We start from the raw sequence: 12,657 nt of genomic DNA on the forward strand, positions 1-12,657 counted from the left end.
TTTAATAAAATAAAGATCATATCTTATATCAGAGGATAATAGTAATGAAATATAGTTAAAAAATTACATTAAATATTATTTAGTAGTATTTTATAAACATCGGGTCATTTAGAACTTTATAAGTATAGGTACACATATAAAAATTTTACACATTTTTATCATTAAAGTAAACGGAATTAGCCTAAAGTATTTTTCAATTTTTTAGGAAAAGCCATTTATCTAATAGTAATTATTTTAATAGTTATTTTACTGAGTGAATAGTTAATTCATTCTCTCAAGCAGGTTTCCAAAAGAAAATCTCTAAACCAGCGTTGTATAGAATCATGGTGTGTGCGTTCATGCCATGCCATTAATTTATTATAACCACCAACTTCAATCGGTGGTTTTTTGGAGATAATACCTGAATCTTTCTCTAATAAATGATGTGGAGCAACAGCAATCCAATCACTATTTTTAAGAATTTCTGGTAACAATAAAAAGCTTGTAATAGACATTACAACATTTCTCTTTTTCCCAATTTTCTCCAATGCAACATCTGTAGCTCCAGTGAAACCACCTCCATCGTAAGAGACTAATACATGATTGAGAGAGCAAAAAGTATCTATATCAAGCTCTTGATTAGCTAATGGATGATTTTCTCGCATCATACAAACATAGTTTTCTTTATGGATTGTCCGTGAACGAAGGTTCAAGGGAACTGTTGGTTCACCCACTATAATAAGGTCAAGTTCTCCATTCATCAGCATAGCTTCGACATTCCGACCATGAATAGACATCAGAGCTATTTTGACTTTTGGCGCAATCTTATTTAAAGCTAATGTAAAAGGTACACCTACACAATGCATACCGTTATCAGTCGCAGCAATTCTGAAAGTTGTTTCTAGTTCCGCTGGATTAAAGATAGGCGGTTGTATTAATTGCTCAATTTCACTTAATATTTTCTTTAAAGGTTCAGCTAAAGCAAGAGCTCTATCTGTTGGAACCATACCATATGATGCCCGAACAAATAATGGATCATCAAAACGATCTCTTAGCCGGTTAAGCATGCTACTAACAGCAGGTTGTGTTAAAGCTAACTTATCAGCTGCACGTGTAACATTCTTTTCATCTAGCAATGCATCTAGTGCTTTAAGTAAATTTAAATCGAGATTATTGATATTAACCATATTTATAGTAAGTATATAGTTTGATAATTATATTTATAACAAAGCATTTCCTAATATGCAAAGCCCTTATCTAAAAGCGCTAGTACTATGATAAAAACACCATCAAAATTTATAGGTGAATGCTCATTACCGATGAGTAAACTTGCATTAGGTACAGTTCAGATTGGTTATGACAGTAGGATCAGCTTTGATCAAGCAAAAGAAATTATAAATGCCGCATATTATGAGGGTGTTCGATACTTTGATAGCGCTCCGATGTATGGATTTGGACGTGCTGAATATACATTAAGTACTATTCTACGTGAGTTAGAGATCAGAAATAATGTCCTTGTCAGTACCAAAGTTGGACGGGTTTTAAACTCACAAGGCCTTTATTCTAAAAATCCATCCTGGTACTTAAATAATCCTGGTTATTATTATGACTATACCTATGATGGAATAATGTCATCTTTCGAAGACAGCTTAAAACGAACTGGATTAGATCATATCGATTTATTGTTGGTACATGACCTCGGGGAAAAATGGCATGGAGATAAAGCTGAACTATTTTGGAATCAATTTTGTGAAAGTGGCTTTAGAGCTTTAGATGAATTGCGTAGAAATAGGGATGTTTCAGCAGTTGGACTAGGAGTGAACGAAACTGAAATTGTTTTAAAAGTAGCCAAAGAGTTTAAAATTGACTGTGCATTGATTGCTGGTCAATATACCTTATTAGATCATAAAAACTCATATGAAGATTTAAAAAAACTATCCGAATTTAATATAGAAATTTTAGCTGCAGGAATCTTTAACTCAGGTGTACTGGCCTTAGGTAATACTTCACAAGCTAGCTATAATTATAAAAAAGTACCTATTGAAATCTTCTCTAAGATACAGAAAATTCAAGAGATTTGTCTAAAATATAATGTATCTCTTGCTACTGCAGCTTTGCAATTTACTGCAAGCCATCCAACAATTACTTCATTAGTTTTCGGGGCTAAAAGTGATAATGAAGTCATGCAGAATGTTCGTTCTTATACACAGCAAGTTCCCTACGAATTTTGGAATGAACTGAAATACAAAAATATCATCAGTACTTCTGTCCCATTGCCAGTTTCAGATTGAGCAGTAAATTACCTAGCAATAGTATTAGATATTAATTTGATTAATACAGTTTATATAATTCTATAATTATATTTATTTCTATGGTTGCACTAGTATTTTCATAACAGCTGAACACAAATTTTTTTCTAAAGCCGAAAGCTGTTGTGTACGACTGAACTATCATACTGAAGTAGGAAATCCAAGATGTCTAAACCAACTTATGTAACTGAATACAATGCAATTGTTGAAGTATTAAATAAATATAATGAAGGTGGAAAACAAGCTGATAGCAGCATTATGAAACCTGCTTTTAGTGAGCACGCAACTATCTTTGGTGTAGATGCTGACAATAAGCTTATTGGTGGTCCCATCCAAGGGTTATTCGATGTTATTGATCGTGATTTTAGCCCATCACCAAATGCGCAAGGTGTGATCGTAAATATTGATATCGTTGGAACTGCTGCAAGTGCACGTATTGATACTAATGATATTTCAGGATTTTGCTTTACAGACTTCTTTAACTTATTGAAAGTAGAAGGTAAGTGGACTGTTGTTAGTAAAATTTATCATACCCATTCAACCAATTAATATTTGGAGTGGGGCATGAATTATTTAGAAAGCAAAGTAATCATTATTACTGGAGCCTCTTCAGGTATTGGCAAAGCTTCTGCCAAAATGTTGGCAGCTGAAGGAGCTAAAGTTATAGCGGTTGCAAGAAATCAAGAACGTCTTAATGAACTAGTTAATGAAATAACAAAGCATGGTGATCAAATCACAGGCTTTGTAGCAGATGTTACCAACCTTGATGACGCTAAAAAGCTTGCTCAATTTGCTAAAGATACTTACGGCTCTGTTGATATTCTAATTAACAATGCTGGACTTATGCTTTTTTCATATTGGAGCGATTTAGCAATTGATGATTGGAACAAAATGATTGATACCAATATCAAAGGCTATTTGAATGCAATAGCAGGCGTATTACCAATTATGCTTGAGCAAAAGTCTGGACAAATCTTGAATATGGATTCAGTTGCTGGGCATCAAGTAGATCCAGCAGCGGGGATCTATTGTGCAACAAAGTTTTTTGTACAAGCGATGACTGAGTCAATGCGTAAAGATTTGGGTGTTAACCATGGTATCCGAGTTAATACAGTTAGTCCTGGTGTTATTAATACAGGCTGGGCAGACAAAGTCACTGATCCTGAAGGCCGTAAGGCAGCACAAGAGCTCAACAAAATTGCTATAGATCCAGATGATGTAGCACGCGCTGTAGTCTATGCACTTAATCAACCTGAAAATGTCACTGTGAATGATTTAATCATTTCTCCAACGCGTCAAAATTGGTAATCACTATCTATCTTTCGCTTTTCCTATTCTTACAAGATGTGAGGTGGAGAAGCGATGCTTTTACTCAGGGTTGGATATTAATCACTTCATTAAATCGTAATTATTACGAAGGTGTATTTATGAATATTCTTGTTGTTGGTGCAAATGGCAGAGTGGGTTCTCATTTGGTCAATACATTGGCAAAAATGGGGCATTCAGTTTTTGCAGGAGCCCGCAAGGACTCTTTGAGTTTTACGAATCCTAATATCCACTTTTTTGAATTAGATTTGCTGGCTGATTTGCAAAAGATCATTCAAGGTTTCGAGTCTATAAATATAGATGTTATTTATTTCACTGCAGGTTCTAGAGGAAAAAATCTTCTTCAAGTTGATGCTTTTGGTGCAGTGAAAGTCATGCAGGCTGCGCAAGCTGTGGGGATTCGTCGATTTATACTGTTGAGCTCAGTTTTTGCATTACAACCTGAACGATGGGGTGAGTCATTCTTACAGAATATCACTGATTATAACATTGCAAAATTTTTCGCAGATCACTGGTTAGTTCATCAAAGTAATTTGGATTTTACTATCCTTCAACCAGGTGCATTGCAAGAAAATTTAGGTAGTGGTCGAATTAAGACTAATGTCACAGAACCTCTTAGTAACAGTATTGATAATGTCGTAGAGACACTTGCAAGTATTTTAAGTGCTCCAAATACGATTGGTCAGGTGATTACGATGGCTGATGGTGACATTCCAATTACAGAAGCGCTCAATCAGGTCTCCTCGTGAAGTTTTACGTTTCTGTTTAATGCTTGTTAAAGCAAAGTTTAAGTTAAAAGATTTTTTAAATTGAAGATGAATATGATGAATCCTAAATACTCTCCCTTATTCCAACCGTATACTTTAAATAACGGGGTAACGATAAAAAATCGGTTAGTCGTTGCTCCAATGACACATTTTGCTTCTAATGATGATGGTAGTTTAAGCCATGAAGAACGTGCTTTTATTCAAGGACGTGCAGAAAATTTTGGTTTATTCATTAGTGCTGCAACTTTAGTTTCACCTGAGGGTAAAGCATTTATAGGGCAGCCTGAGGCTATTAGCGATAAAGACTTACCTAGTTTAAAAGCAGTTGCTGAATTAATTAAATCTCAAGGTGCAAAAGCAATTTTACAAATTCATCATGGAGGGAAACTCAGCATTGATGAATTGTTAAATGGTGCTGAAAAGGTTGCGCCATCTGAGGATATTCAATCTGGATCACGTGAACTTACTCATTCTGAAATTAATGATTTAATCCGAGCATTTGCTAATGCTGCTGATTTGGCTATTCAAGCGGGTTTCGATGGTGTCGAAATTCATGGTGCCAATGGTTATTTAATTCAGCAGTTTAACTCAGCCCAATCAAACCGTCGAACTGATGAATGGGGTGGCAACATTGAAAAACGTATGCGTTTTTCTTTAGCGATTGTAGATGCTGTACATGCTATCAAAATGAAACATGGATTAAATGATTTCATAATTGGTTATCGGTTTTCACCAGAAGAACCAGGCGAACAAGGTTTAACCATGGCTGATACATTTGCCCTAGTTGATGCATTAGTAGAAAAACCGATTCAATATTTGCATGTATCTCTTTGGGATTTTTATAAAAAAGCACGTAGAGGAGCAGATGTCCACTTAACACGTATGCAGCTTTTGCATGAAAGAATTGCAGGTAAATTACCTTTAATTGGTATCGGTAGTTTATTTAGTGCAGATCAGATATTAGAAGCATATCAAACCAAATGGGCTGAATTTATTGCAGTTGGAAAAGCAGTGATGATGAATCCTGATCTTGCAACATTAATTGCGAATGGGCGCGAGAGCGATATTGTTTTAGCAATAGATCCTCATAAAGCAGATCGATATCGTATTCCTAATAATTTGTGGCAACAAAATATGAGCCGCTTATCCTATTTACCCCCACTTAAAGATGATTCTGAGTGGAAAACAGTTGATATTTAAATATTGAGCATAATATGGCAATTCAATCTGTACCTTTAGAAAAAGCGTATCGTTTATTGAACCATGGACCAACTGTATTGGTGTCTGCAAAACATCAAAGTACTGAAAATGTGATGGCTGCTTCATGGGCTTGTGCTTTGGAGTTTTCTCCAGCGAAAGTCACTGTTGTTCTAGATAAAATGGCTTTTACACGTTCTTTAGTTGAACAAAGTGGATGGTTTGCTTTACAAGTTCCTGTTGTACAGCAAGTTCAAATGGTTGTAGATGTTGGAAGTGAAAGTCTAAAAGACCACCCAAATAAATTGAATGAATTTGGTGTAAGACTATTTTATCAAGATGGTTTTCAAACTCCTTTAGTCGAAGGGTGTGTAGCTTGGCTACTCTGTAAACTAATTCCAGAGCCACACAATCAAGAAGCTCATGATCTTTTCATTGGAGAGGTTGTTAGTGCTTGGGCTGATGATCGTGTCTTTAAAGATGGTCACTGGCAATTTGATGATGTACCGACAGAATTGAAAACTTTACATTATATTGCTGGTGGACAATTTTATGTTATAGGCCAAGGACTTAAGGCAAATGAAGGACCTTAGTCTAGCTTTAATTTTACTGTATTGGGGATTTTCAATGAACCAATACAGTAAATATTTTAATCATGTTAAGTTTAGGGATATGAGAGATATTGAAAATAAAATAAAGAAAGCACCAATTATTTTGTTAAATAAATAAAAGAATTTTGGTTTTTTTATTAGCACTTTAATTTTTTCACCTCCCCAAATGTAGATTAGCATCCAAGAAAATTCACAAATAACAAAAGTAAAAATCAGTATTGAATACTGAGAGAGCAGAGGTGAATTACGATTAATAAATTGAGGGAAAAATGAAATAATAAAAAGTATTGTTTTAGGATTGCAAATAGCTATAAAAAAACCGTTAATAAAGAAATTACCATGCGTTTTAAATGAGGATATTTTGTCATTATTTAATTTTTTCGAGTTGTGGTTTAAATGTTTTATTCCAATTAAAAACAGATAGATAATTCCAAATACATTAATTAATTTTATAAATATATTTTGTAAATTACTTAAAAATAAGAGTGTAAGGCAACATGCTGTAATTGATATTAATACTCCTAGTAAACATCCTGCAGTTGATATTAAAGTTTCCTTTAATGTCTGATTAATTTTCGTATTCAATACGAATACCATGTTAGGGCCTGGTATTGCTGATAGGACAGAAATAGTGGATAGAAACAAGAGCCAAGTATATAAGGTCATAGTGGTTCATTAAATTTTAAATTATAGTTTTTAAATAAAAATATAATAAACAATATTTTTTTATTAAATGGATAAAAAAATATTATATGCATATATGATTTTGATAATCATTAGTGTTTATTTAATTTGTTTTATTACAATGACTTATGTTGTATATAGGAATAATTTGTTAATTTGAAAAAATATTTTTGTTTCTAAATACGCTTTTTTTTATATAGCATTAATTTGTTTAAAGGATGTGAGTAAATAAGATCAAAAAGATTCTTATTATCTTAAATTCCTATTCAGGTATAAAGGATTATACGAGTAAAGACAGAATCTAAAGTTTTAGATTTTTAACTCGGAAAACCTTTCTATTTTAAATTTTTATTTAAGACAAAAGTCAATTTAATAGAGGTTCCTATGAGTTTAGCACCATTCCATTTAGCTATCCCAGTTTATGATTTGCCCGCTGCAAGAAATTTTTATGGTGAAGTCTTTGGTTTAGAAGAAGGAAGATCTAGTGATCACTGGGTTGATTTTAATTTCTTCGGACATCAATTAGTTATTCATGAGCATCCTAAAATGGATTATCAAGAAAAAGTTGTTTCTAATTCTGTGGATGGTCATGATGTACCTGCTCCGCATTTCGGAATCATTCTAAGTTGGGAAGATTGGGAAACTTTAGCTGAAAGATTAAAGTCGTTAGGTACAAAGTTTGTGATTGAACCTTATGTACGTTTCAAAGGTAAAGTTGGCGAACAAGGAACTATGTTTTTATTTGATCCGTGTGGTAATGCGCTTGAATTTAAAGCATTTAAAGATATGACTCAGCTTTTTGCAAAATAAAGTAATGAGGGATACGAATATTATTTGTATCCCTTTTTTGAGGACATGTAGAAACAAGGATGATTTATGAAAAGTATTTCTTTGGTATGGCAAATATTAATTGGTCTTCTTTTAGGTATTTTAGTCGGGTGGTATTTTAATGTAAATCCAACTCATCAAGTTTGGGTAAGCACTGAAATATTAAAACCGTTAGGCGATATTTTTATTAATATGATGAAAATGGTCGTTGTACCTATTGTATTGTGTTGCATGATCTTAGGCATCGCAGGAGGAGGTGATAATAAGTCTTTTGGAAAAATGGGTGCTGGTTCTCTCCTTTATTTCTTTACAATAACAAGCCTTGCGATTGTTTGGGGTTTATTATTGGCCAATTTTTTTCAACCTGGGGTTGGAACAGATATATCTGGGATGGCACACTCAGCTGTAGTACTACATACGGATACGAACAAAGGCGCTCTACAGATTATAAAAAATATCGTGCCGGAAAACATTGTGGTAGCTCTATATGAAGGCAAACTACTATCAATTCTATTTTTTGCGATTCTTTTTGGTTTAGCATTAAACAAAATTCCTGAAGAAAAAAGCCAACCTGTAATAAGAGTTTTACAGGGAATATCTGATGCATTGTTTAAGCTTGTAAGTTTAGTCATGGCTTATGCACCGATTGGTGTGTTTGGGATGATCGGCGCGACAGTTGCGACTTTTGGCTTCAGTTCTTTATTGCCATTACTGAAATTAATTGGAGTCGTTTATCTAGCTTTAGCTTTATTTGCTATTTTTGTTCTAGGTGCTGTGTGTTTGTATATAAGAGAAAACTTATTTCACCTTATTAAATATTTTAAAGATGAACTCATTCTAGCTTTCTCAACTGGTGCGTCTGCTGCTGTCATGCCGCAATTAATGCAGAAACTCGAAAACTATGGTGTTCCACGCCGTATTGTAAGTTTTGTAGTACCTATGGGATATGCATTTAATTTAGATGGAGCATCAATTTTCCTAGGTGTGGCTACAATTTTCGTCGCTCAATTATATGGAATAGATTTGACTATCTCTCAACAAGCATTATTGGTCGTGACTATGGTCTTAACATCTAAAGGGGCAGCAGGAGTTCCTGGTTTTGCAATTTTGATTTTATCTGCGACCTTAGCAACAGCTGGTTTACCATTAGAAGGTGTTGCGTTAATTGCTGGTATTTTTAGAATTATTGAAAGTGGTACTACAACATTAAATGTTCTTGGAAATGCTATTGCACCACTAGTTGTAGCAAAGTGGAAGACGAAGCGATTAGAGTCTTTTAATACTGTACCTGAAAATTAAAACCAAAGATAAGTATCGCACTAAGAGATACTTATCTATATAAATTTAAGAAGTGTATAATTTCTGCAAGGATTGGTTTTATCATTTAATGGAATACAGATAGTATGTTTCATGAGCTCAAAACCCTTATAGCAATCAAAAAATATGGTTCATTTAGTGCTACAGGCCATAATGTAGGGCTTACACAAGCAGCTGTCAGTGCACAAATCAAATCTTTAGAATCTTATTTGGGGATTAAGCTTTTTGAAAGAAACGGAAAAACTGTTCAATTTAATAGTGAGGGTTTACGTGTACTTGCGTTAGCTGAACAAGTTTTTGATCTTGTCGAGAAGATGAAACAACCTGAATGTATGGCAGATTTCACTGGTGAGATTAGGATAGGGGCAATTGCTTCAATTCAATCCAATATTTTGCCAGAAATACTTGAAGAACTATTTAAATACTTTCCTAAAGCAAAAATTAAACTCATACCAGGAGTCTCATTCAATTTGTTCCATCAGCTTGGAAAAAATGAGATAGATCTAGCGATTATCATTAAGCCTAATTTTGAAGTTTCCGATGATTATTGTCACTATACTTTAAAAAAAGAGCCTATTCTTCTTATTACCCCAATTGATATTCACGAAAAACACCCTGTTGAAATTTTAAAAAATAATCCGTTTATACGTTATGACTATTCCTCATTTGGGGGGAAGGTTGTAGCAAACTATTTAAATAGAAATCAAATCAAAACAAATGACATTATTGAAGTAGATGAAATTGAAGCAATTATTAGAATGGTAGAAAAAAACTTAGGCGTAGCTTTAATTCCAGATATTGGAATGGATAAATTGAAAGAAAAAAATATCAATATAATTGATTTAAAACAACCAGATCTTTATCGAGAAATTATTATTATTCATAAAAAAAATACTGAAAATTCAATTATATCAAGTATTGTTTCAAAAATAGTCGAAGGTGTGGCTATTCGTGAAAAGTAATTAAGTACATTCATTTCTCAACAACAAAGGATATGTGCTATTGATAGGAAAAGACAAACATCCGACATTAAGTCGGATTTTTTATTGCGTAAACTTAATAGATATAGATTGTAACAATCTCGAAATATGTGTCAAAAATCTCACATCAAATGTCATTCAGCGGGCTTTGAAAAAAGTTTGAAAAATAGACTTGAAATATATGGTGGCCTTATGCCACTATATATTTATCGAAGGTCATCAGACAAAAAGAGGATGATATGGCTATCCAGCTTTTAGATGCGGCAAGAAATGAAATTCCAGTGAAATTCACGCAGTTTTCTGGTGGCGAGCGTCATGTTCAAATTGATGAGACAACGTTAAGTTCACTATCTGGCTACGTATTGGTCCGTGCCAAAATGACCTCAAGTCACGATGTGATGGACTATTTGTTACTTGAAAATATATTGCTGAATCAGGGTTTAACCGTTGACTTAGAAATTCCGTATTTTCCATACGCACGACAGGATCGTATTTGTGCAGCAGGCCAAGCGTTCTCGCTTGATGTGATGACAAAGCTACTCAACATCAATGCCGACAAAAAAGCGGGCAAACAAGGCAAAATCACTGTTTGGGACTGCCATAGTGAAGTAACCACAGCATTACTCGCTGCAAATACTTCTTTTAACGAAGTTGTAAATGTTAGTTCAGTCGACATCATCGCAAAGAGTGAAGCGCTGAGCACATTATTAAAAGATGAAAAAACAGTGCTGGTTTGCCCAGACAAAGGCGCAAAAGAACGCACACAAATGGTTGCAGATGCTTTTAATCTTGAGCGTAAACAATCCCTCACTATTGTTCAGTGTGATAAAAAACGTGACCCAGTGACTGGCAAAATTTTAGGTACACATGTACATGCAACTGATTTATCAGGCCTCACAGCGGTCATTACCGATGACATTTGCGACGGCGGTGCAACCTTTATTGGTATTGCCAAAGAACTCCGTCGCCTCAATTGCCATAAGGTCGTTCTATATGTGACCCACGGTATTTTCAGTAAAGGAATAGAGGTTTTTGATGGGTTGCTTGACCAACTGTTTACCTCGGACAGCTTTCCACAACAACCATCAGACAAAATTTCAGTAATTGCTTTTGCAGCAAAATAAAGAGAATAAAGATGACTATTAAATTGAATCCATTAAACGCTATCGATTTTTATAAAGCTGATCACAGACGTCAGTATCCAGCAGGCACAGAGTACGTGTACGCGAACTTTACGCCGCGTTCATCTCGACTTGCTAAAATGTTACCTGACTTTGACGATAAAGTTGTGTTCTTTGGGCTTCAAGGTTTTATTAAACACTTTTTAATCGATACGTGGAATGAAGGCTTTTTCAAGCAAGCTAAAGATAAAGTGGTGGCTGCTTATAAACGCCGTATGGATAGTTCATTAGGTGAAGGTGCTGTACCTGTTGATCACATTGAAGCGTTACACGATTTGGGCTATTTACCATTACGCATTAAAGCATTGCCAGAAGGTAGCCGCGTTAATATGCGTGTACCCGTGCTTACCGTAATTAATACCGACCCGCGTTTCTTTTGGTTAACTAACTATATTGAAACGGTTTTAAGTGCTGAGCTTTGGAAAAGTTGTACTACGGCCACAATTGCCTATGAGTACAAACGCTTATTAACTCAATATGCCGTAAAAACTGGTGTACCACTTGATTTTGTGCCTGTGCAAGGACACGATTTTAGTAGCCGTGGCATGAGTGGAATTTATGATGCTGCACAATCGGGTGTGGGTCACTTAACTAGTTTTATTGGAACAGACTCGGTCGCTTCAATCGACTACGCAGAAGAATATTACAATGCCACAGGTGTGATTGGGGTTTCTGTGCCAGCAACCGAACACAGTGTGATGTGTATGGGTACAGAAAACAGTGAGCTAGAAACCTTTAAGCGTTTAATCTGTGAGCTTTATCCGTCTGGTGTGGTTAGTGTTGTATCTGACACTTGGGACTTTTGGCGAGTGATTACCGAGTTTACAGTGGCTTTAAAACCTGAAATTTTGGCAAGACAACCCAATGCTTTAGGTTTGGCCAAATTGGTTTTCCGTCCAGACTCCGGCGACCCTGTTAAAATTATTTGCGGCGACCCAGATGCAGGAGCTGGAAGCCCAGCATATAAAGGCGCGGTAGAATGTTTATGGGAAGTGTTTGGCGGTACAACGACTGACCAAGGCTATAAAGTACTCAATGAACGTGTTGGTTTAATTTATGGTGACTCGATTACTCTAGACCGTGCACAGCGTATTTTAGAAGGGCTAGAAGCCAAAGGTTTTGCTTCAAACAATTTGGTGTTTGGGATTGGCAGTTTTACCTATAACTACTTAACTCGCGATACCTTTGGGTTTGCTGTGAAAGCAACTTGGGGGCAGGTGAATGGTGTAGGGCGTGAGTTGTTCAAAGACCCAATTACTGACTCAGGTGTAAAAAAATCGGCGAAAGGTCTATTACGCATTGAAGAAAGTGAAAATGGCTTTACCTTGTTTGATGAGCAAACAGCCGAACAAGAACAAGGCGGAGCACTAAAAACCGTCTTTGAAAATGGTAAACTTCAATATGAGTGTACTTTGGATCAAATTCGTGAGCGTTTATCCATCGCATAACTGAGTTTAGATGAGTCGTTACGTGGGTAT

At 35.2% G+C, this 12,657-nt stretch carries 13 protein-coding genes; 11 read left to right on the top strand and 2 right to left on the bottom strand.

Going from position 1 to position 12,657, the window contains the following annotated elements; genetic code table 11:
• Positions 1-266: 266 nt before the first annotated feature.
• Entirely contained in the window at positions 267-1,166 is a 900-nt protein-coding gene (locus QLG01_RS13245; RefSeq protein WP_282496659.1) for a LysR family transcriptional regulator, read from the bottom strand.
• A gap of 87 nt (positions 1,167-1,253) precedes the next feature.
• Between QLG01_RS13245 and QLG01_RS13250 the strand changes: the two genes are divergently transcribed.
• From QLG01_RS13250 to QLG01_RS13275, 6 genes are all read left to right on the top strand, one after another.
• Positions 1,254-2,270 (top strand): aldo/keto reductase, encoded by a 1,017-nt coding sequence (locus QLG01_RS13250; RefSeq protein WP_282496660.1) that lies wholly within the window; start codon positions 1,254-1,256, stop codon positions 2,268-2,270.
• Between the two features lie 183 nt (positions 2,271-2,453).
• The gene (locus QLG01_RS13255) at positions 2,454-2,837 is read left to right on the top strand and encodes a nuclear transport factor 2 family protein (protein ID WP_151767786.1); all 384 of its coding nucleotides are present in this window, start codon (positions 2,454-2,456) and stop codon (positions 2,835-2,837) included.
• Between the two features lie 15 nt (positions 2,838-2,852).
• A complete protein-coding gene (locus QLG01_RS13260; RefSeq protein WP_151767785.1) occupies positions 2,853-3,596 on the top strand; it encodes an SDR family oxidoreductase in 744 nt (247 codons plus the stop codon).
• A gap of 119 nt (positions 3,597-3,715) precedes the next feature.
• Positions 3,716-4,363 (top strand): NAD(P)H-binding protein, encoded by a 648-nt coding sequence (locus QLG01_RS13265; RefSeq protein WP_282496661.1) that lies wholly within the window; start codon positions 3,716-3,718, stop codon positions 4,361-4,363.
• Positions 4,364-4,435: 72 nt separating this feature from the next.
• Positions 4,436-5,581: an NADH-dependent flavin oxidoreductase gene (locus QLG01_RS13270; RefSeq protein WP_005040493.1), complete on the top strand. Its 1,146-nt coding sequence runs from the start codon at positions 4,436-4,438 to the stop codon at positions 5,579-5,581.
• A 14-nt stretch (positions 5,582-5,595) separates the two neighbouring features.
• Positions 5,596-6,171, top strand: coding sequence for a flavin reductase family protein (locus QLG01_RS13275; protein ID WP_282496662.1), 576 nt, complete (start codon positions 5,596-5,598; stop codon positions 6,169-6,171).
• A gap of 60 nt (positions 6,172-6,231) precedes the next feature.
• Here the strand turns inward: QLG01_RS13275 and QLG01_RS13280 are convergent, their stop codons facing one another.
• Entirely contained in the window at positions 6,232-6,855 is a 624-nt protein-coding gene (locus tag QLG01_RS13280) for a LysE family translocator (RefSeq protein WP_045431886.1), read from the bottom strand.
• Positions 6,856-7,257: 402 nt separating this feature from the next.
• On the opposite strand from QLG01_RS13280, the gene QLG01_RS13285 reads away from it, so the two are divergent.
• The 5 genes from QLG01_RS13285 to QLG01_RS13305 all read left to right on the top strand — a co-directional run bounded on the left by QLG01_RS13285 (position 7,258) and on the right by QLG01_RS13305 (position 12,627).
• The gene (locus tag QLG01_RS13285) at positions 7,258-7,683 is read left to right on the top strand and encodes a VOC family protein (RefSeq protein ID WP_003650523.1); all 426 of its coding nucleotides are present in this window, start codon (positions 7,258-7,260) and stop codon (positions 7,681-7,683) included.
• Between the two features lie 66 nt (positions 7,684-7,749).
• Positions 7,750-9,000, top strand: coding sequence for a cation:dicarboxylase symporter family transporter (locus QLG01_RS13290; RefSeq protein ID WP_005040497.1), 1,251 nt, complete (start codon positions 7,750-7,752; stop codon positions 8,998-9,000).
• 104 nt (positions 9,001-9,104) lie between these two features.
• Entirely contained in the window at positions 9,105-9,980 is an 876-nt protein-coding gene (locus QLG01_RS13295; RefSeq protein ID WP_282496663.1) for a LysR family transcriptional regulator, read from the top strand.
• A gap of 257 nt (positions 9,981-10,237) precedes the next feature.
• Positions 10,238-11,122, top strand: coding sequence for a phosphoribosyltransferase family protein (locus QLG01_RS13300; RefSeq protein WP_282496664.1), 885 nt, complete (start codon positions 10,238-10,240; stop codon positions 11,120-11,122).
• 11 nt (positions 11,123-11,133) lie between these two features.
• Positions 11,134-12,627, top strand: a complete 1,494-nt coding sequence (locus QLG01_RS13305; RefSeq protein ID WP_282496665.1) for a nicotinate phosphoribosyltransferase — start codon at positions 11,134-11,136, stop codon at positions 12,625-12,627.
• Positions 12,628-12,657: the final 30 nt, after the last annotated feature.

It is taken from the genome of Acinetobacter sp. V89_4 (genome assembly GCF_029967875.1).
Taxonomy (GTDB): Bacteria; Pseudomonadota; Gammaproteobacteria; order Pseudomonadales; family Moraxellaceae; genus Acinetobacter; species Acinetobacter oleivorans.